Origin of the sequence: Collinsella sp. BG-O-102 (genome assembly GCF_023656745.1) — a bacterium.
In the GTDB taxonomy this organism is placed as follows: domain Bacteria; phylum Actinomycetota; class Coriobacteriia; order Coriobacteriales; family Coriobacteriaceae; genus Collinsella.
The window spans coordinates 77,316-97,472 of record NZ_JAMOKO010000011.1; the positions used below are offsets into that span (position 1 = coordinate 77,316).

Below are 20,157 nucleotides of genomic sequence, written 5' to 3' on the forward strand. Positions count from 1 at the left end.
GAGAGGCGGGTCATCTCTTTTGCGAGATGGCCCGCCTTTTTGCTCTGCGACCGAAACGACCACCACAAAGGGGACAGGCACCTTCGTGGTGGTTTGGGGTGGGGCTCGCTGCTATCATGGACAACGTTGAATTTCTACGAAGGAGCAGGGCATATGGCGATTCTTTTGGGATGCGATTCCATCAGCCTAGAGTTTCCCACCAAGCATATTTTCGATAGCGTGACGCTCGGCGTGGGCGAGGGCGACCGCATTGGTATCGTCGGTAAAAACGGCGACGGCAAGTCGACGCTGCTGAGTGTACTCGCCGGCACGCTGGAACCCGACGACGGCCGCGTGACGCACCGCCGCGGCACGACGATCGGTCTGCTCGGCCAAAAGGACAACCTGGTCGATACCGACACCGTGCATCATGCCGTCGTGGGCGACGCGCCCGAGTATGAGTGGGCGTCGAGTCCGCGTACGCGCCAGATTCTGGCCGGCCTCATCAGCGATGTGCCCTGGGAAGGCACAGTGGGCGAGCTTTCGGGCGGCCAGCGCCGTCGCGTGGACCTCGCGCGCCTGCTGATCGGCGACTACGACGTGCTCATGCTCGACGAGCCCACCAACCACCTGGACATGCGTACCATCAACTGGCTTGCGCGTCACTTAAAGGCCCGCTGGCAGCGCGGTCAGGGCGCGATGCTCGTGGTCACGCACGATCGCTGGTTCTTGGACGAGGTCTGCACCAGCATGTGGGAGGTCCACGACGGCCAGGTCGATCCCTTCGAGGGCGGCTACTCGGCATACATCCTGCAGCGCGTGGAGCGCGACCGCATGGCCGCCGTCACCGAGGAGCGCCGCCGCAACATGGCGCGCAAGGAGCTCGCGTGGCTGAGCCGCGGCGCCCAGGCCCGTTCCACCAAGCCCAAGTTTCGCGTGGATGCCGCTCGCGAGCTGATCGCCGACGTGCCGCCCGTGCGTGACGAGCTGGAGCTCAAGCGCCTGGCCGTGAGCCGCCTGGGCAAGCAGGTTATCGATGTGGTCGACGTGGACGCCGGCTATGCGGATGCCGATGGCACGTCCAAACAGGTGCTCACCGATGTGACCTGGCTCATCGGCGCGGGCGACCGCTATGGTCTTTTGGGCGAGAACGGCGCCGGCAAGTCGACGCTGCTCGACGTGATCCAGGGCAAGATCGCGCCCCTGCGCGGTCGCGTGAAGATTGGCCAGACGGTGCGCTTTGGCGTGCTGTCGCAGCAGCTCGAAGAGCTCGAGCCCTACATGGGCGACACGATCCGCGAGGTGCTCAGCAACTATAAGAAGTACTACGTCATCGACGGCAAGGAGACTTCGCCCGAGAAGCTCTGCGAGCGTCTGGGCTTTACGACGCAGCAGCTCTGGAGCCGCATCGGCGATCTTTCGGGCGGCCAGCGCCGTCGCCTGTCGCTGCTGCTGACAATCCTGGACGAGCCCAACGTGCTCATCCTGGACGAGCCCGGCAACGACCTCGATACCGACATGCTGGCGATTGTCGAGGATCTGCTCGACGGCTGGCCTGGCACGCTGATCCTAGTGACGCACGACCGTTTCCTCATGGAGCGCGTGACCGACCAGCAGTGGGCGCTGCTCGACGGCCACCTGACGCATATGCCCGGCGGCGTGGATCAGTACCTGCGCCTGTGCAACGCCACCGCCGAGGGCGAGCCCGTGGGCGCGCCGAGCGCCAAGACCGGCACGTTCGACACCGGCGCCGCAGCGGTTGCGGCCGAAAAGCCCAAGACGAGCGGGCAGCCCAATGGCCTTTCCAACGCCGAACGCCAGAAGCTTCGCCGCGAGGTGAGTTCGCTCGAGCGCAAGATGGAGACGCAGCGCGCTCGCGTGGAGGAGGCCGAGGCCGCCATGGCCCAGGTCGATCCCACCAACTACACGGCGCTGGGCGAGCAGCAGGCAAAGATCGACGAGGCCCACGCCGCCATGGACGAGCTGGAGATGGCGTGGCTCGAGGCGAGCGAAAAGCTCGAGGGCGAGGAGTAGACGAGGATGATCGGGGCCGCGTTTTTCGATATCGACGGCACGCTGCTGAGCTTTAAGACCCACCGGATTCCGGCGTCGGCGCAGCAGGTGCTCGACAGCTTTCACGAGCAGGGGATTGCGTGCGTGATCGCTACGGGCCGTCCGACCTACCAGATGCCGGACTGGCTGTTCGACCTTGGCTGGGATGCGTACATTACGCTTTCGGGTCAGCATTGCTTTGATGCCAGTGGTGTTTACCGCAGCTGCCCGATCGATCCGGACGATGTTGCGGTGATCGTGGACCAGGTGGCTCAGGGGCGTTACGACTCGCTGTGCATGCAGGGCGAGAATTCGTTTGTGAACCGCCTGTCCGAGCGCGTGGTGACGGCCGGTAGCAACGCGGGAATCGTCTACCACGAGGAGCCGTTTGAGCGCGCCTTTGACGCACCGGTCTACCAGTTCTGCGCCTTTGTGGACCCGGCCGACGAGCATATCGTGACTGATGCCGTGTCGCATTCGCTCACCACGCGCTGGTGCGATCTGTTCTGCGATATTATTCCCGCTAACGGCGGCAAGGACCTGGGCGTGGCGGCGACGCTGGAGCGCTTGGGCATCGACGCGAGCGAGGCGATCGCCTTTGGCGATGGCGAGAACGACCTGTCGATGTTCTCGGCCGTGGGCACAAGTGTGGCCATGGGCAACGCGCAGGATACCGTGAAGGCCGCGGCGACCTACGTTACGACCGCCGTAGACGACGACGGGATCTACAACGCCGCAAAGCACTTTGGACTGCTGTAGCTGCGGACCTGGCAGTTGGGGACGTTCCTTTTGTGCCGGCACTTGGGGACACTCCTTGCGGGGCGCCCCCATTTTGTTTTCATCCCGCACGTTTTGTGAAACGCGGCTAACTTTTAGGCAAAGTAGTAAGACATGGGCAACTTTTGCGGTAAAGTTAGCCGTGGAAAGTATCCAAAGGCTAACTAGCAAGCATCGCGAAAGGCGGCCCATGGCCCTGCGTGAATCTGGAGAAGACTATCTCGAATCTATTTATGTGCTCTCGGAGCGCCAGGGCGTCGTTCGCTCGATTGACGTTGCCGAATACCTGGGCGTGACCAAGGCGAGCGTCTCTAAAGCCATGGCGACGCTGGAGAACAGCGGCTATGTCGAAATGGGCAAGCGCGACGTTCATCTGACGGAGCGTGGTCTGGAGGTCGCTCGCCAAATGTGGGAGCGCCACTGCTTTTTCGTGGGGCTGCTGGAGGATGCGGGTGTTTCGGCGGATGTCGCGTCGCAAGAGGGCTGCCACATGGAGCACTGCCTGAGTGAGGAGAGCTTCGAGAAGCTGAGGGCGATGCTCGCCAGGGAAGAGACGTCGAACTCAGCAACGGAATCCTAACAGGTCCCCAGTAGCGCGGAGTTCGCGCAAAGCGCGAACCAGCGAAAGGGGGATAGGGGATACGAATAACAACGAGTCCGACGCAGTCCAAAGTGGAGCAATCGGTGCGCGACGCCACCACAGCTGAGCTATCTCTGCGTTCCCAAAGAGGCGCGCCTCCCGCGCCGGAACGGCGCGGGACAGCGACCGGGACCAGTGGCCCCACCAACTAAGCCCAACTCAGACAAGGAACCCCGCCAGCAAGCGATGCCCAAGAACCGCCAGCGATGTCACCGCAGGCCGGGGCCGGGCTTGGTTTTGAAAACATTCCGCAGACCAGAAGTGCCCCCGTTCGTAGCTCCGAAGGAGCAGAACGGGGGCACTTCATTGGTCGAGGACGTTTTCAAAACCAAGCCCGGCCCCGGCCGGAGGGACCACGAGTGCTACAGGTTCTTGACACCCATCGCGCGCATGGCGTTCAGGATGGCGATGATCGCCACGCCCACGTCGCCAAAGACGGCAAGCCACATATTGGCGATGCCGAGCGCCGCAAGCACTAAAATCAGCAGCTTAATACCCAGCGCAAAGATGATGTTCTGCCAGACAATCGACATGGTCTTGCGCGCCACGCGGATCGCGCGGGAGATGTTGGACGGCTTGTCGTCCATGAGCACGACGTCGGCAGCCTCAATTGCGGCGTCCGAGCCCATGGCGCCCATGGCAATGCCAACGTCTGCGCGGGTGAGCACGGGTGCGTCGTTGATGCCGTCACCGACAAAGGCGAGCTTGCCCTTGCCGCCCTCGGTTGCAAGCAGCGCCTCGACGCGCTCGACCTTATCGCCTGGCATGAGCTGCGCGTAAAACTCGTCGAGCCCCAGCTGCTTGGCCACAGACGCCGCAACCTCCTCGCGGTCGCCCGTGAGCATGACGGTGCGTTTGACGCCGGCAGCGTGCAAGTCGCGAATCGCCTGCTCGGCATCGGCCTTTATGGTGTCGGCAATTACGATATGGCCGGCGTACGTGTCATCGACCAGTATATGGAGGATCGTACCGACGACCTCGCAATTGGGAGCGTCGATACCGGCCGCAGCAAGCATCTTGGCATTGCCGACGACGACGCGCTTGCCGTCGATGGTTGCCGTGAAACCGTGACCCGCGACATTGGCGGAGTCGCTCACGCGATTCTGGTCGAGCTCACCCTGGTAGGCGGCACGTATGGACCGTGCGATGGGGTGGTCGGAGAACGACTCGGCGAGGGCTGCGACCTCAAGCAACGATTGCTCGGTATAGCCTGCCTCGGGGTGTACCTCGACCACTGAGAACGTGCCGTTGGTGAGCGTGCCGGTTTTGTCGAAAACGACGGTGACCACATCGGCGAGCGTCTCGAGGTAGTTGGAGCCCTTGATGAGGACACCCAGCTTGGATGCGCCGCCGATGCCGCCAAAGAAGCTGAGCGGCACGCTAATCACGAGTGCGCACGGGCAGCTGACGACCAGGAAGGTCAGGCCGCGCAGGATCCAATCGGACCAGGCGCCGGTGACCAGGCCGCCGCCGAGCGCGAGTACCGCGGCCGCGCCGGTGACAACGGGCGTGTAAACGCGGGCGAAGCGCGTGATGAAGTTCTCGGTACGTGCCTTCTTTTCGCTGGCGTTTTCCACGAGTTCCAGGACGCGTGCGACGGTGGACTCGCCAAAGGGCTTGGTGGTGCGCACGTGGATGAGACCCGTCATGTTGATGCAGCCGCTGATGATATCGTCTCCGGTTTTGGCCGGGCGGGGGACCGACTCGCCGGTAAGGGCGGCGGTATCGAGCTGCGTCTCGCCTTCGACGATGACGCCGTCGATGGGCACGCGCTCGCCGGGCTTGACGACGATGACGGTGCCGACGGCGATGTCATCGGGGGAGACCTGCTCGAGTGTGCCGTCGGCTTGCTCAACGTTGGCGTAGTCGGGGGCGATGTCCATCATGGCGCTGATCGATTTGCGGCTCTTGCCCACGGCGTAGGCCTGGAACAGCTCGCCGACCTGATAGAACAGCATGACAGCGGCGCCTTCGGCCATGTGCGGGTCGGTGTCGGGGAAGAGCACCATGGCAAATGCGCCGATGGTCGCGACCGCCATGAGGAAGCTTTCGTCGAAGGCTTTGCCGCGGCGGATGTTGTTGTATGCCTTTTGGAGCACGTCGTAGCCGGCAATTAAAAACGGCACGAGGAACAGCACGAAACTGGCGTAGACGTTGCCGGGCTCCCCAAATGCGATAGTGAGAGCTCCGAGCTCGTCGAGGGCATAAACAACGGCAAAAATGCCTAGCGCTACCAGGATACGGTTGCGCTTATGCTCAAGGGACTCTTTCTTCTTACGCTTCTTCTTTTTCTTCTTGGGATCGGCGGTTGCCATGATTCAATCCTCCCATTTGAATGTATGAACACTCGCTCATATAATTTCGCGAGCAAAGGCCGCGGCAAGCGCGGCCTTGCGGGTTGGCGTAAACCTGGGCTAGAGAATGATCTCGCAGTCCGGCTCGGCGTCGGCGGTGAACTCCACAACGCGGTCGAGGACCTCGTCGAACTCGGCTTCATCGGCCTCGAGCGTTAGCTTCTGGGTCATAAAGTTGACCGAAACGGACTTGACGCCCTCGAGCTTGGCCAGCTCGTCCTGAAGCTTACGCGCGCAGTTGGCGCAGTCGATCTCATCGAGCTTAAACTGCTTTTTCATGGTGGGTTCCTTTCCCTGTATTTGCGGCTTGGGTGCAGGCCGCGCTGGTACCGTGGTTAGTCGCTATTCGCAGATGTGGCTCATGCCCTGGTTGAGCATGGTGTAGACGTGGTCGTCGGCGAGCGAGTATAGGATATTGCGCCCGTCGCGCCGGAATTTAACCAGGTGCGACTGCTTGAGTGTACGCAGCTGGTGCGACACCGCGGACTGCGAGGTTTCGGTCGCTTCGGCGATGTCTGCCACGCAGAGCTCGCGGCCCATGAGGGCATAGAGGATCTTGATGCGCGTGGTGTCGCTGAAGACCTTGAACAGGTCGGCGAGGTCGTAGAGAAGCTCCTCGTCGGGAAGGTCCTCGGGCGAGCAGGTGGTGGGGATGTCGGGCACGATGGTGGTGTCGATGCTGGACTTTATTTCATCAGCGGGATCGCTCATCGCAATATCCTTTCATATGAACATGCGCTCATATAACTTACTTCCGAGTATATGAGCGCATGTTCATATGTCAATATATATTTGTGAAATATTTTGCTATCGAATGGCCCTAGTGGCGGCTAAGGGCATCGATGGGCTCGGATAAGGCCGCCGATGCCAACGTGGATACCTTAGCGACGTGCAAAAATGGGCCGATATCCACTTGGATATCGGCCCGCATTGCGTCGCTTGAGAGGAGCGTCTCGGCGTATCGCTTTTACACAGGCGCTATGGCCCGACAGGTATTGCTCGCGAATGGCGCTTTTACTTGGCAAACAGGTTCTTGAGGTTGAACTCGGCCTGGACGGTACGGAGCATGAGGTCGGTGTCGTCGAGGCCCAGGTGCTGCTCGTTGGCGTCGGCGGCGAGGGTGCCGCGACGGCGTGCCCAGTTCTCGAGCGCGGCGGGCGCGGACTCGCGGGGGAGCGAGCGCACATCGGCGTCCAGGCTGCGGCAGATCTGGCGCGAGTCGATGACGATTATCTTGCCGGCGCGGCGTGCCTCGGCGTAGCCGTCCAGGTGGATCTTGAACCAGCTGTCCTCAAAGGCGGCGTTGTGCGCCATGTACGGGTACTTCTTCATAAGCTTGAGCAGCTGCTTTTGCAGCTCTTTGTTCTTGCGGAACGGCGTTTTGCCGTCGATGTCGTCCCAGGTGATGTGGTGGATATTCGACAACGGCACATCCTCGCCGCGGTAGATATCGGGCAGACCGCAGTAGTGTGCCTCGGCGTCGTGCGGGACGGCGTCGCTGGTGAGCTCCATGATCTCCCAGCCCACGTTGATGATATAGCCGCGCTCGGGTGCGCGGCCGGTGGTCTCGATGTCGATGCCGAGCACCGTGCCCTGAATGGGCTTGCGGGCGTAGGCGACGCCGAGCGCGTCGCGGTCGCCGCGGATCTCGCGCATGACGGACGCGGCGGTGCGCTTTTGCATCTTGCCGATGGCAGCGCAGGTGTCGGCGTCGGACAGGCCGCGCGAAAGCGTCGCGGGCGTCACGTTGCGCAGGCGCGCCTCGCCAATCTGGTCGCACAGGTCGCGGTTGCGGTCGGCTAGGTCGCGCACGGTGGCAAAGTCGAAGCCGGGGTCGTCCTCGGCGGTAAAGTACTCAGTCTCGAGCACCTTGAGGGCCTCTTCGCCCTTCTGGCGCTCGGACTCCATGGCGCCGTGGTCGCCGTAGATAAACATGGGGATAAACGGCTGGCGCTCGTATTCGAGTGCTTGCGAAACATTCATATGCTGCTCCTTGGACGGGCCGCGTTGCGCGGCTCGGGTTTGTCGAGTTATGGCGAGATGATAGTTTACCATGGGCAACTATTGGCATCGCGCCTAGGACAACTACAATACCCTAGTTGACCGCTAGGACTTTTACAATGCTGCCGAAAGACACGAAAGGTTCCATCCGTCATGGATTTGCTGATTGATATTCTGCTCGACGCCGGCAAGGACACGCTCTCGCTGGTGCCGTTCTTGTTGGTGACATATCTGGTCCTCGAGACGCTCGAGCATGTGGCAGGCGATCGCGTCAACGGTACCATCAAGCGTGCCGGCGCCGCTGGCCCCGTGGTTGGCTCGTTGCTGGGCATGGTGCCGCAGTGCGGCTTTTCGGCCATGGCGGCAACGCTATACGCCGGTCGCGTCGTGACGCTGGGCACCCTGGTGGCGGTGTTTCTCTCGACCTCCGACGAGATGCTGCCGCTGCTACTTGCCGAGCAGGTTCCCGTGCAGACTATGGCGATGCTTTTGGCTTCGAAAGCGCTGATCGCGCTGGTCACGGGCTTTATCGTGGATGCTGCCATTCGTGGCCTGCGTCGCAACGCCCGCGCGCATGCGGCGATTCGTCGTACCGTGTTGGGGACCACTGTCAATCCGGCGCACGTTAACTGCGCACATGACGACCACAGCGGTGGTGACATCATCGACGAGGTTGCCGAGGCGGGCGTGAGCGCCGACCACATCCATGAGCTGTGCGAGCGTGACCATTGCGGTTGTGATGAAGATGAGGACGAGCACGAACATGGACATGGACATGACCACGATCACGGTCATGAGGGCGAGCATGAACACCATCACGGCCACGGTCATTCCCACTCCCATGAAGGTACGCCCGTCCTGTCGATTATCCGCAGCGCCATCTCGCATACCGTGCAGGTATCGGTATTCATTTTCCTGGTGACGCTGATTCTGGTCGCCGTGCTCGAGACCTTTGGCGAATCTGCAATCGAGCAGTTCCTGCGTGGCAACGAGACGCTCGCCGTCCTGGGTTCGGCGCTTGTCGGCCTGATCCCCAACTGCTCGGCGAGCGTGGTCATTACGCAGCTGTATCTGGAAGGCGCGCTGCAGCTGGCACCGATGCTCGCCGGCACGCTCATCTCTGCCGGTGTGGGCTACCTGGTGCTGTTCCGCACCAATCGCAGCGCTCGCGAAAACGCCGTGTTCCTGGTCATGATGTACGTCATCGGCGCTGGCTGGGGCCTCATCCTATCCGCCGTTGGCCTTTAAGTAGATTATTGGGACATGTCTTACGATCTACCCCTGTGACCAGGGCATTCCCCGCTGCCAAAACAAAAAGGTAGATTTTTAGGCATGTCCCAAAAATCTACCTTGGTTAGCGCAGCAGCTCGGTGAGGTTGCGTTTAAAGCGGGCGCGATCTTCGCTGGTAAATGCCGCCGGTCCGCGAGTGCGTCCGCCGGCGCGGCGCACCTTCTTTTCCTCGTGGCGAATAAACAACTGCATGTCGATGGTCGCTTTGTCGTAGACGCGCCCGCGCACACCGATGGCGGCGGCATCGCGCCCGAGCACCATGCTCGCCAAGCCAATGTCCTGCGTCACGACTACGTCGCCCGCCTGCAGGCGTTCGACAATGGCAAAGTCGGCGCTGTCGGCGCCCACGCTCACATCGAGCGTCGTGACCCAAAAGCCGCGTCGCGCGTGCTCGGCATCACGCGGGTCGTCGCGGCGAATGTGCCGTTCCAGGTTTTGCGTGCTGTTGCCGGCGATAACAACGGCGACGCCCGCCCGCCGCGCGCAATCAATTGACTCGCGCGTGACCGGGCAGGCGTCGGCATCAATAAAGAGCGTTCGCGGCATCTAGTGCACCAGTTTGCCAAATTGAATAGCGCGAACAATCAGCGTAACGCCAAACACCAGCAGCGCGGCGCCGCTAAAGATAACGAGCATCTTGGCCGACCACAGCGGATAGATAAACACGAACATGCCGGCGATGATGGAAAGTGCGCCGCTCAGGATGGCGAGGGCACGGTTGGACGAAAGCTCGGACTCCAGAATGGACATGACACCTTCGACAATCCAGCCAAAGCCGGCCACGATAACCACCATCGTGGTGAGCGTCGCGGTCGAGAAGGCCTGGTTGCGCAGGATTATGACGCCGCCCAAGATAATGAGTAGGTTGGAGATGATGCTCGTCACGCGCCAGCCGGTGGGCAGCAGTGGCTCGAAAACAGCGGTAAACAGCCTGATCGCGGCCGTGATCACAAAGTAGAAGCCCAAGACGGTCGTTAGGAAGACGAGGGACTTGGCGGGCGCAAACAGCAGTGCGATGCCGGCGACGAGCGCCAAGACGCCCGTGATGGCGTAAATCCAGCGCACGGCCTTGACGGCCTTGCCTGCCATGCTTTTCTCGTCAAATCCAAACTGGCTCGATTTTTGGTCATCGTTCTTGAAGATGCCCATAATGTCTCCTTTCCGTGCGGCGTAAGCCTTGATTGTTACAACCAGTATCGCCTAAAGGCGCTGGCGTATGGGTCGGGGAGGGCGAAACGTAACCCAAAGGTCCCGAATTGTTTCCGTTGTTCCCCACGTCGCGATTTTCTATTCAACAGGTGTAGAACATTGCAGCCCTGTTCGTTATTGCCTACGTTTTAGGTTAGATTTTCCTAAGGACAATTGGCTTGTATTGGGGGTCCCTATGAACGAAGCAGTTCCCGCAGCGCCGGTAAGCGCTGAGTCGATGGCAAAGCAGGGTTGCGAAAAGCTCGGCTTGGACGCGTTTGATGCGCTGGTCCGTCGTGCCCGCACGTGCCGTCGCTTTGACGAGTCCATGCGCGTGCCGCGCGAGTTTTTGCTCGAGCTGGCGGAACTTGCGCACCTGGCTCCCTGTGGTGCCAATGCTCAGCGTCTGCGTTTTCATGTGGTAAGCGGTGCAGAGGACTGCGCGCGTGTATTTGACGAGCTTGCATGGGCCGGTGCGCTCAAGGATTGGCCGGGTCCCGATGAGGGCGAGCGCCCGACCGGCTACATCGCGATTCTTGCTGAGCGCGCCGTTCCGGGCAAGCCCGCCGCTCCCATTACCGAGGTCGACACGGGCATTGCCGCGCAGACGATGATGCTCGCCGCCCGCAGCGCCACGCCCGAGGTGGCAGCCTGCATGTTCAAGGCCTTTACGCCCCACGCGATCGATGCCATGGGGCTCGATAACGACAAGTATGAGCTCAAGCTGATCATGGCGTTTGGCGTTCCGGCCGAGACACAGGTGATCGATGCGATCGATTCCAACCCCGACGGCTCCATCAATTATTGGCGCGACGAGGCGCGGGTGCACCACGTACCCAAGCGTCCGCTTGCCGACGTGCTGCTGTAGTTGTGCGTCGTTGCGGTGCAATCCGGCGGCAAAATCACCACAAAGGCTCCTGTCCCCTTTGTGGTGGTACGAGGGGAGGGTGTGTGGCAGATCTGTATTTGGTGCGGCATGGGCAGACTGAGCTCAATGTGCAGAGCATTTTGCAGGGCTGGCACGATTCGCCGCTTACGGCGCGCGGGCGCGAGCAGGCGCTGACGGCGCGTACGGCGTTTGCGGCGCGTGGCGTGGCCTTTGATCATGTGTATTCCTCGCCGTTGGGCCGGGCGCGGCATACGGCCGAGCTTATCGTTGGCGAGGGCCGTTCCATTGAGCTGGTCGATGACCTGCGTGAGTGGCATTTTGGCTCGCTGGAGTGCACATCAAATCGCGAGATGCCGCCGCAGCCCTGGGGCGATTATCCGGTGGCCTTTGGCGGCGAGTCGGAAGTGCAGCTTCAGTCGCGCATGGTCGCGGCGCTGTCCCGCATCATGGCCAGGCCGCAGCACGACTGCGTGCTGGCGGTTTCCCACGGCTCAGCCTGCCAGGAGTTTCTTGAGTATGTGACTGGCGAGGGGGAGCTACCCGACAACGGTGCCGTGCTTCATTTTGGCTATTGCGACGGGGCGTTTTCGCTCTTGGGTTGGTAACGAACGAAAGGACCCCTATGAATAAAGATCTGTATCTGGTCCGTCATGGACAGACGATATTCAACCTTAAGCGTATCATTCAGGGGTGGAGTGACTCGCCGCTTACGCAGTTGGGTTGCGACCAGGCGGCGCGCGCCGGCATGTTTATACGTGCGCGTGGCATTGAGCCCGATCATGCCTACACCTCCACGCTTCATCGCACCGAGCAGACTATCGCCAACTTGTGGCCGGGCTTGGCGTACGAGCGCCTGGACGGTCTGCGCGAGTGGTTCTTTGGCGACTTTGAGGCCGAGCGCGTGATGCTTATGCCCGAGCGCCCGTGGCGCGACTTCTATCGCCAGTTTGGCGGCGAGGGCCAGATGCAGGTGCGCGAGCGCATGGTGGCGACGTTGACCGAGCTTATGCAGCGTCCGGACCATACGTGCGTGCTCGCGGTAAGCCATGGCTCTGCCATCAAGGAGTTCATGGACCACGTGAAGGGCGCGGCGGCCGACGAACGCGATCGTGTGCCGGGCAACTGCTCGGTGCTGCATTTCGTGTTTGACGACGAGGCCGGTACGTTTGAGCTGATTGAGATTTTTACGCAGGAGGATTACGCGCGCGAGCTGGGGCTTGAACCGCTTGTGGCTACTGCAGGTCCGCAGCGCGGATAACGCGAGCGCGGCGGCACGGGTCGCCGGCATAACTTCTCGACGCAAAAGGGGCGGAGATGCATGTACCTGCTGCATCTCCGCCTCCTGTTTGTTGAGCTGCCGATTTTTGTGCTGGGCGGTCTGGTCTTGCTAGAACCGCGCGACCTGGTGCGTGAGCAAACCCGTCGGAACTCGCGGCGCGCCGCTGGCGACCTGCGCGGCGGGGAAGAGCACGGCAACGGTAAAGTTGAACGGCTCCTTGCCGGTGTACGTTCCGGCGGAACGGGCCTCATCGGCCAGCAGCTGCGACGCCCCGGTCAGCGCGGCAGCGTAGGCGGGGTCGTCGGCCAGTGCCGGCTCCGGTGCTTGGTCGAGCATAGCGCGGATGGCCCCGACGGCGTCCTCGCGCTTGACCTCCCACGCGCGGTGCGTAATGCCCGCGGGGTCGGTGACGGCGTAGAGCGACGCGCCCTCTTTGGCGGCGCCCAGGATGATATCCATGACGGGCGAGGCCTCGTAGGCGAGCGTTACGGGACGGGGCTGTACCTTGAGGTCGGCGATTGCGCGCGCAGCGGCGGTCGTATCGGCGGCAACCGCGTCGCCGCCCGCCAGCGCACCAACCGGGCAGATCGCCACGACACCCGTCACACGTCCCGGCTCGCCCGAGCATTCGTACACGTAATACGCCGCACCCGGGTCCTTGAGCATCAGGCCATCGGCAATGGCTCCGCGCAGAGCATCGTTGCCGCTCAGGATGCTGCCCATTGCGGGCAGCGCCTCGAGCACGCGGTCCTGAGCCGGGCGGATGCAGGGAAACGGAAGTGCTTTCATGGGCGGTCCTTACGCGCGAGTCGGTTTATTCGCGGCTTATTATGCCCCAACTTGGCTATCCGCGCCCCAGAGTATGTTGTCGGCGAGCGCGATCAGCACGCTCTGGCAGCGAACGATATCGGCGTGGGGCACATATTCGTTGGGCTTGTGCGCGAGCGCGAGCGACCCGGGACCGTAGCTCATGCAATTGCGGTTACCTGTCTTGCCGGCAATGACGGCGGTGTCGGTGTAGCCGGTAAAGAAGCCGACGGTCGTGTCCGCGTCCGTCACGTTATCGGCGGCACGCTTGAGCGCTGCAAGAAGGGGAGAGTTCGGGTCGCGCTCGATGGCGGGGCGGTCGCCCGTCACGGTGTAGCTGCCATGGCAACCGGGAACGGCGGCTTCGGCGACGGCGATGGCCTGCTCTACCATGCGCGTCGCGGCTGCCGTATCGGTCGGCGGGGTCAGGCGCATGTCGACCCAGACTTTGGCGCGGTCGGGTACGACGTAGGGGCGATATCCGCCCTCGATTTGGCCAAACGTGATGGTCGAAGGCCCCAGCTCATCGTGCGCGGGCAGCGCCGCAAACGCGCGACGGAGCGAACACACGACCTCGGCCATGGCGGCGACGGCATCCGCGCCCTTCCAGGGCTGGCTCGCATGTGCCGTCACGCCAGCCATTTCAATCTCGAACCACGTACGCCCCTTGTGCGCCACCTGGATCTGTCCGTCGGTGGGCTCGGTGTCCAGCACCCATTCATGCGAGCCGACCCGGCCAGCATCGATCGCGGTCTCTGAGCCGCGCATAAAGTCTTCCTCGTCGACCGAGCAGATGAGCGAAAAGTCGCGGCGGGGCAACGCGCCATTCGCCGCCACGCGCTCGAGCGTATGGACCAGTGCGGCAATGGCGCAGGCCAGGCCACCCTTCATGTCGCAGGCGCCACGGCCGTAGAGCTTGCCGTCGCGCACGACCGCCCCGAGCGGCGTAATGTCCGCGTCCCAGCCGTCGCCCAAGGTGACTGTGTCCATATGGCAGATATAGACGAGTCGCGGCTCGTCGCTCACTCCCGGCACGGTGACCATAAGGTTGCGGCGCCCGGGGAGTACTTCGAGCTCTGCAATTTGCACGGCATCGAGTACCGGATGGCTCAGCTGCGCTAACCGTTCCTCAACCAACGCTTTGATATAGCGTTCAATCTCGCCCTCATACGCACCTGGGTCGGAACTGTCGATCCGCACGAGCCCTTGCGTAAGCCGCCAAGCAAAATCTGTATCAACCATAGGCACCTCACAAATAGTTAGGTCAACATACAGATTGTATGCCAAGAAGCGGCTCAGTGCATTTAATGGAGTGCTCACAAAAACGGGGGCGCCTCTCGTGCGAAAGGCGCCCCCGTTGGCATTCAATGTCAGTGACGGGCAGGCCACATGGGGGAACTGCCCGTCAGATCAGCCGGCGCTATTTGATCACGCGCACGCGATACATCGACGGAATCTGCTTGAGCGCCTCGATGGTGCTGCTGTCCAGGTGCTCATCGGTGTCGAACATGGTGTAGGCGTTCTCGCCGGCGGACTCGTTGGTCATACGCTGCACGTTGGCGTTGTCCTTGGCCAGGATGGCCGTGATCTGGCCGATCATGTTGGGCACGTTGGCGTGCAGGCAGGCAATGCGGCTTGCGGCGCGCGCCTTGCCCATGCTGCAGGCGGGGTAGTTGACGCTGTGCGCGATGTTGCCGTTCTCCAGGTAATCCTTGAGCTCGCTGATGGCCATGTCTGCGCAGTTGGCCTCGGCCTCGCCGGTGCCGGCGCCCGAGTGCGTGGTGATAAACGTATTGGGCATCTTGACGGTCTTGGGAGTGGCAAAGTCGCAGCTAAACCAGCTGAGCTTGCCTGCACGCAGGGCGGCGTCGACGGCGTCCTCGTCAATGATGGTCTCGCGTGCGTAGTTGATGAGCACGGCGTCCGGGGCCAGCAGGTTGATCTGCTCGGTGCTGATCATGCCGATGGTGTCGGCCTTGCTGGGCACGTGTACGGTGAGGTAGTCGCAGCCGCGGCAGAGATCCTCGAGCGTGCCCACGCGCTGCACCTCGCGGCTCAGCACCCACGCGTGCTCAACGGAAATGAACGGGTCGTAGCCGTAGACATCCATGCCCAGGTCGACGCAGGCGTTGGCGACCTTGGAGCCCACGTTGCCCAGGCCGATGACGCCGATGCGCTTGCCCTTGAGCTCGCGGCCCACAAAGGCCTTCTTGGCCTTCTCGGCATCGACCTGAATCTCAGGGTCGTCGGCGTTGTCGCGCACCCAGTTCATCGATTGCACCACGCCGCGGCTCGAGAGCACCAGCATGCCTAGGACGAGCTCCTTAACGGCGTTGCTGTTAGCGCCGGGGGAGTTAAAGACGACGACGCCCTTCTTGGCGTACTCCTTGACGGGGATGTTGTTGACGCCGGCGCCGCAGCGGGCGATGGCGCGGATGCCCTCGGGCAGCTCGTAGCCGTGCAGGTCGGTCGAGCGCATCAGGATGGCGTCGGCCTCTTCGGCGGTGCCCACAAACTCGTAGCCCTCGCCAAATTCGACCTTGCCGTCTTTAGTGATGTCGTCGATGGTCTTAATCTTACGCATGGAAAAACTCCTTAGCAGGTTTGTCTAAAACAGGTGGTTTGAAGTGGCTGATCGGCCCGCGGGTTGCGGGCTAGTTAGATCGCGGGCTCAAACTCTGCTGTGCTTCGAAGTCCTTCATGTATGTGGCCAGCGCCTGCACGTCCTCCATGGTGACGGCGTTGTACACGCTGGCGCGCATGCCGCCGACGAGGCGATGGCCCTTGACGTTTTGGATCTGGTGCTCTGCCGCGCCCGCAACAAAGGCGGAGTCGAGCTCGGCATCGCCGGTACGGAACGTGACGTTGGCGATGGAGCGACTGTCTGTCTGCGCGGTGCCGTGGAATAGTTTGCTGTTCTCGAGCAGGTCGTAGAGCAGGTTGGCCTTGGCCCAGTTGCGCTCGGCCATAGCGACAAGTCCGCCGGTCTGCTCAACCCAACGAAACACCTTACCGCACGCGTAGATGCCAAAGGTGTTGGGCGTGTTGAGCATGGAGCCCTTGGCGGCCTGGGTCTTAAGGTCCATGTACTGCGGAGTCTGCGCAAAGGCCGGACCGTCGGCGATCAGGTCGTCGCGCACGATAACCACGGTGACGCCCGCGGCGCCGGCGTTTTTCTGCGCGCCGGCGTAGATGAGTCCGTAGCGCTCAACGTCGAGCGGCTGCGACAAAAAGCAGCTCGAGACATCGGCGACCAGCGGCACGTCGCCGCAAGCGGGCAGCTCGTGGAACATGGTGCCAAAGATGGTGTTGTTCTGGCAGATGTAGACGTAGTCGAGCCCGTCGCCCGCGGCCTCGGCGGAAATGCGCGCGTTGATGTCGGCCATGGTGGGTATGCGGTCGAAATTGGTGTCCTCGGAGCTCGCGAGCAGCACAGTCTCGCCGTATTTTGCGGCCTCCTTGTACGCCTTGTTGGCAAAGTTGCCGGTCACGACGTAGCCGGCGCGGCCGCGGCGCATGAGGTTCATGGGGATGCCCGCAAACTGCAGTGTGGCACCGCCCTGCAAAAACAGGACGCGGTAGTTGTCGGGGATACTCAGCAGGCGGCGCAGGGTTGCCTCGGCGTCGTCGATGATCTGCTGGAACATGCTAGATCGATGGCTCATCTCGAGCACGGACATGCCGCAACCGCGGTAGTCCATCATCTCGTCGGCGATCTCGGCGAGCACGCTTGTGGGCAGTGCGGCCGGGCCAGCTGAGAAGTTGTGCACACGTGCCATCTTCTATTTCCCCTCGTAGTCGTTTGAACGTTCGGGATACTTTAGCACAGTGCAGCGTCAGGCGCGACCGCATCACAGCAAAACCCGAGTGCGCCGCTATGATTTACAGGATGGTTACATGGGGGAGAGGTGACCTTACTCCTCAGGCAAATCCAAATCTGCGAGCGAAGACATGAGGTTCTCTAGGCGCTTGATCTCTTCGCCGCAAATTAGCTACCTCCTGCCCGCTACGACGCCAGTGTGGCAATGACGGCTTCGTCGCCGGCGTATATTAGGGTGTTGCCATCGGGAATGATCGTTTGGCCGTCGCGCTTGAGCATCACCACAATAAACGGATGCTTGCCTTGCGGCACGTCGCGCAGGCGCTGGCCGGCCAGGCGACCGTGGGGCGTCACGGTGACCTCGCGCAGCGTAACCTCGGCACGCTCTTCAAACGTCGGGGCAGCCATCACCAATAGGTCGCCTTCCTCAATCACGGTATCGCCATTGGGCAGCACCGGGTGCGCGCCATCGCGCAGCACCAGGACGACGAGCATGTCCGTGGCGCTGCCAATATCGGCGAGCGAGCGTCCGGAAAACGGATGGCCCGCGCCCACCTTGAACTTGACAAACGACATGCCGTCCTCGTCGCGGTAATCGTTAAATGTACGGCGCACGTCGCCTTCCGCGTCGATCATATTGAGCTTTTTCGCCACCGCCGGTAGCAGCGAGCCCTGCACCACAATGCTCGACACGGCAATCACAAATACCAGGTCAAACAGGTCGTGACCGCCAGGAACACCGGCCACCACGGTAAAGAGGCTAAACACGACCGAAGCCGCGCCGCGCAGACCCGCCCAGCTTACGAGCGCAACCTGGCGAGGGTTCGTCTTAAAGGGCGCTAGGAGCACGCCGACGGCGATGGGGCGGCTCACAAAGAGCATAAACGCCATGAGCGCCAGGCCCGGCAGCAGCATCTGCGGCAGGCGTGCGGGCGTTACGAGCAGGCCGAGCAAGAAGAAGATCGTCATCTCGGCCATCTCGGTGAGGGTATCGAAGAAGTGCGCCATCTCGACCTTGCCGGTGATGTCGCTCGCACCCAGCACAATGCCGGCCAGGTACACGGCCAAAAATCCGTTGCCGCCCAGGTAGCTCGGCAGCGCGTAGGCGACGATGGCCACGGCGAACAAAAAGATGGTCTGCGCGCCCTCGGCCGTTGCGTGCGCGCGTTCAATCAGGCGGCCCGCCGCCCAGCCGATGGCGAGGCCCAGGCCCACGCCCAAGATAATCTGCTTGGCCAGCAGTGCGGGAATGTTGATGTCGCCGCCGGCCGCGAGTGTGGCGAGCACGGCGGTGAGCATATAGGCGACGGGATCGTTGGAGCCCGATTCGACCTCGAGCAGCGAGTCGGTGCCGCCCCTCAGCGACAGGCTGTGCTCGCGCAGAACGCTAAAGACGCTGGCCGCGTCGGTGGACGCCACGACCGATCCCAACAGCAGGCCGCCGATCCAGTCGAAGCCCAGTACAAAGTGGGCGAACACGCCGGTGATGCCTGCGGTGATGACGACGCCGAGCGTGCTCAGCAGCACCGCCGGCGCGGCGACGGGCTTGGCGCGGTCGATATTGGTGTTAAAGCCGCCGTAGAACATGATGAATAGCAGCGCCGTGCTGCAGACGGTTTCGGTGAGCGCGTAGTCGCTAAAGTCGATGTGTGCCGGGCCGTTGACGCCCAGCAGCATGCCGAGTGCGATAAAGATGAGCAGGGTGGGGAAGGGGAGTTTTTTGCCGACGGGTTTGATGGTCAGGCACAAAATGATGACGAGGCCGATAAAGAGAAGGATCTGGTTCATGGATGGTGTCCACTCCTGGGTGGTTGGCGTGGCACGGTCAGTTGTCTGCGGTTATTTGTACCCAAAGATGGTGGGTTTATGGGGTTGGATTGCGGGCGTGCGCGATATCGTCATAGACGGCTGCCGTCTTTGCCTCTGCTCGGAAACCCTTTCCAGCTTTATTGCAACGGAGTACAATGAGTAACATTTAAGTTCAACTTGAAGTTTTAGTTGCGGCGTCGGGCTTCGGCCGCAATGCAAGGAGAGGCGTACCATGGCGATCTATGTGACATCTGATGCTCACGGGCACGTGCGTGCGCTTGACGAGGCCCTGTCTAAGATCTCGTTGACGTCCGACGACACGCTGTACGTGCTGGGCGACATGATCGATCGTGGGCCCGATCCGGTCGGCGTTATTAAGCTCGTGCGCTCGCTGCCCAACGCCCACGTGCTCAAGGGTAATCACGAGCAGATCATGCTCGATGCCATCATTGGCCAGGATCCGCTCGATGCCGAGACCTGGGATATCAACGGTGGCTGGACGACGCGTGAGCAGCTCAACGACATGGAATTTGAGGCATACGAGGAGCTCGTGCGATGGATGGCCGCGCTGCCGCTCTACGCGGTGGTCGAGACCGAGGAGCGCCCGTATCTGCTGGTACATGCTGGAATCGAGATGAAGGCGGCGCGCGCGTTTTTGCTTGAGCATGGTGTCGATTGTGCCGATGGCGTCGGAGCGGTGGGTGCCGATCGCGAGCTGCTGCAGCAGATGCTCGCGGTGCAGTCGTCCGATGACCTGCTGTGGATTCGTCACGGCTATTGGGATGTGCCGACTGGGCTGCTTTCTGCCGAGGGCAAGGGTCCGGTCGTGGTGAGCGGTCACACGCCAACGGTGTCGCTCGGGCGTTATTGCGAGGTCGGTGGTCTTGCGGGGCTCGATGAGGAGTCGGGCCGCGGGCAGATCGTGCGCCTGGGCGGCGAGGATGCCGCCGGTGTGCCCGATCGCATCGACATCGACTGCGCTGCCGCCACCGGCTCCGAGTTCGGTCGCGTGGGCATCCTGCGCCTGGACGACGGGGCGGAGTTCTACGCGAACATCAACCCGGGCGAATAATCGGTGCAAGGGGTAGCTAATTTGGGACGGGGCTTTTTTGACTACTTTTGCCCTTCTGCCCACTAATTGATTTCTCTGGGACGTGTCTCTATAGTTTTGTCAACCGCGTGCTTCGCGCCATTTCGGCATGACGCATCCGGGCGCCTGGCGCCCCCGCTTGGTTTCCTCTTCGGTTGATCCCGCCGCCCGCTAGGCCGCG

19 protein-coding genes are annotated in these 20,157 nt (G+C 62.0%); 8 read left to right on the forward strand and 11 right to left on the reverse strand.

The annotated features are described in order from the left end of the window. Window positions 1–153 precede the first annotated feature (153 nt). The 3 genes from NBH09_RS06935 to NBH09_RS06945 all read left to right on the forward strand — a co-directional run bounded on the left by NBH09_RS06935 (window position 154) and on the right by NBH09_RS06945 (window position 3,388). The gene (locus tag NBH09_RS06935; protein WP_250787505.1) at window positions 154–2,013 is read left to right on the forward strand and encodes an ABC-F family ATP-binding cassette domain-containing protein; all 1,860 of its coding nucleotides are present in this window, start codon (window positions 154–156) and stop codon (window positions 2,011–2,013) included. Window positions 2,014–2,019: 6 nt separating this feature from the next. Beyond that, window positions 2,020–2,790: a Cof-type HAD-IIB family hydrolase gene (locus tag NBH09_RS06940; protein ID WP_250787508.1), complete on the forward strand. Its 771-nt coding sequence runs from the start codon at window positions 2,020–2,022 to the stop codon at window positions 2,788–2,790. Between the two features lie 208 nt (window positions 2,791–2,998). After that, the gene (locus NBH09_RS06945) at window positions 2,999–3,388 is read left to right on the forward strand and encodes a metal-dependent transcriptional regulator (protein ID WP_250787510.1); all 390 of its coding nucleotides are present in this window, start codon (window positions 2,999–3,001) and stop codon (window positions 3,386–3,388) included. A gap of 422 nt (window positions 3,389–3,810) precedes the next feature. Here NBH09_RS06945 and NBH09_RS06950 read toward each other — a convergent pair whose 3' ends face one another. The 4 genes from NBH09_RS06950 to NBH09_RS06965 all read right to left on the reverse strand — a co-directional run bounded on the left by NBH09_RS06950 (window position 3,811) and on the right by NBH09_RS06965 (window position 7,785). Then, window positions 3,811–5,763, reverse strand: coding sequence for a heavy metal translocating P-type ATPase (locus NBH09_RS06950; protein ID WP_250787512.1), 1,953 nt, complete (start codon window positions 5,761–5,763; stop codon window positions 3,811–3,813). Window positions 5,764–5,862: 99 nt separating this feature from the next. Next, window positions 5,863–6,081 (reverse strand): cation transporter, encoded by a 219-nt coding sequence (locus NBH09_RS06955; protein WP_117735568.1) that lies wholly within the window; start codon window positions 6,079–6,081, stop codon window positions 5,863–5,865. Between the two features lie 63 nt (window positions 6,082–6,144). Beyond that, window positions 6,145–6,513, reverse strand: a complete 369-nt coding sequence (locus tag NBH09_RS06960; protein WP_250787514.1) for an ArsR/SmtB family transcription factor — start codon at window positions 6,511–6,513, stop codon at window positions 6,145–6,147. 303 nt (window positions 6,514–6,816) lie between these two features. Next, on the reverse strand, window positions 6,817–7,785 hold the full coding sequence (locus NBH09_RS06965) for a 3'-5' exonuclease (RefSeq protein WP_250787516.1): 969 nt from the start codon (window positions 7,783–7,785) through the stop codon (window positions 6,817–6,819). A gap of 171 nt (window positions 7,786–7,956) precedes the next feature. Here NBH09_RS06965 and NBH09_RS06970 point away from each other — a divergent pair, with 171 nt between their 5' ends. Then, window positions 7,957–9,051: a putative manganese transporter gene (locus tag NBH09_RS06970; protein ID WP_250787519.1), complete on the forward strand. Its 1,095-nt coding sequence runs from the start codon at window positions 7,957–7,959 to the stop codon at window positions 9,049–9,051. Window positions 9,052–9,157: 106 nt separating this feature from the next. On the opposite strand, the gene NBH09_RS06975 is transcribed toward NBH09_RS06970, so the two are convergent. Further along, complete coding sequence (locus tag NBH09_RS06975; protein WP_006235439.1) at window positions 9,158–9,640, reverse strand: YaiI/YqxD family protein; 483 nt, start codon at window positions 9,638–9,640, stop codon at window positions 9,158–9,160. Further along, complete coding sequence (locus tag NBH09_RS06980; protein ID WP_035137275.1) at window positions 9,641–10,243, reverse strand: HdeD family acid-resistance protein; 603 nt, start codon at window positions 10,241–10,243, stop codon at window positions 9,641–9,643. It lies immediately after the preceding gene. Window positions 10,244–10,478: 235 nt separating this feature from the next. Here NBH09_RS06980 and NBH09_RS06985 point away from each other — a divergent pair, with 235 nt between their 5' ends. The 3 genes from NBH09_RS06985 to NBH09_RS06995 all read left to right on the forward strand — a co-directional run bounded on the left by NBH09_RS06985 (window position 10,479) and on the right by NBH09_RS06995 (window position 12,429). After that, complete coding sequence (locus NBH09_RS06985; protein ID WP_250787521.1) at window positions 10,479–11,150, forward strand: nitroreductase family protein; 672 nt, start codon at window positions 10,479–10,481, stop codon at window positions 11,148–11,150. Window positions 11,151–11,233: 83 nt separating this feature from the next. Continuing rightward, window positions 11,234–11,776 (forward strand): histidine phosphatase family protein, encoded by a 543-nt coding sequence (locus tag NBH09_RS06990; RefSeq protein WP_250787523.1) that lies wholly within the window; start codon window positions 11,234–11,236, stop codon window positions 11,774–11,776. A gap of 17 nt (window positions 11,777–11,793) precedes the next feature. After that, on the forward strand, window positions 11,794–12,429 hold the full coding sequence (locus tag NBH09_RS06995; protein WP_195521143.1) for a histidine phosphatase family protein: 636 nt from the start codon (window positions 11,794–11,796) through the stop codon (window positions 12,427–12,429). 129 nt (window positions 12,430–12,558) lie between these two features. On the opposite strand, the gene NBH09_RS07000 is transcribed toward NBH09_RS06995, so the two are convergent. From NBH09_RS07000 to NBH09_RS07020, 5 genes are all read right to left on the reverse strand, one after another. Beyond that, the gene (locus tag NBH09_RS07000; RefSeq protein ID WP_250787525.1) at window positions 12,559–13,239 is read right to left on the reverse strand and encodes a DUF1015 family protein; all 681 of its coding nucleotides are present in this window, start codon (window positions 13,237–13,239) and stop codon (window positions 12,559–12,561) included. A 39-nt stretch (window positions 13,240–13,278) separates the two neighbouring features. Continuing rightward, window positions 13,279–14,499, reverse strand: coding sequence for a M20 family metallopeptidase (locus NBH09_RS07005; RefSeq protein ID WP_250787526.1), 1,221 nt, complete (start codon window positions 14,497–14,499; stop codon window positions 13,279–13,281). A gap of 178 nt (window positions 14,500–14,677) precedes the next feature. Further along, window positions 14,678–15,841, reverse strand: a complete 1,164-nt coding sequence (locus tag NBH09_RS07010; protein ID WP_250787528.1) for a phosphoglycerate dehydrogenase — start codon at window positions 15,839–15,841, stop codon at window positions 14,678–14,680. A 70-nt stretch (window positions 15,842–15,911) separates the two neighbouring features. Next, window positions 15,912–17,036, reverse strand: a complete 1,125-nt coding sequence (gene serC / locus NBH09_RS07015) for a 3-phosphoserine/phosphohydroxythreonine transaminase (RefSeq protein WP_250787529.1) — start codon at window positions 17,034–17,036, stop codon at window positions 15,912–15,914. 227 nt (window positions 17,037–17,263) lie between these two features. Further along, the gene (locus NBH09_RS07020) at window positions 17,264–18,865 is read right to left on the reverse strand and encodes a potassium/proton antiporter (protein WP_055310739.1); all 1,602 of its coding nucleotides are present in this window, start codon (window positions 18,863–18,865) and stop codon (window positions 17,264–17,266) included. Between the two features lie 253 nt (window positions 18,866–19,118). On the opposite strand from NBH09_RS07020, the gene NBH09_RS07025 reads away from it, so the two are divergent. Further along, window positions 19,119–19,958 carry a metallophosphoesterase family protein gene (locus NBH09_RS07025; protein ID WP_138112830.1) on the forward strand — a complete coding sequence of 280 codons (840 nt, stop codon included), beginning with the start codon at window positions 19,119–19,121 and terminating at the stop codon, window positions 19,956–19,958. The last annotated feature ends 199 nt before the right edge of the window (window positions 19,959–20,157 follow it).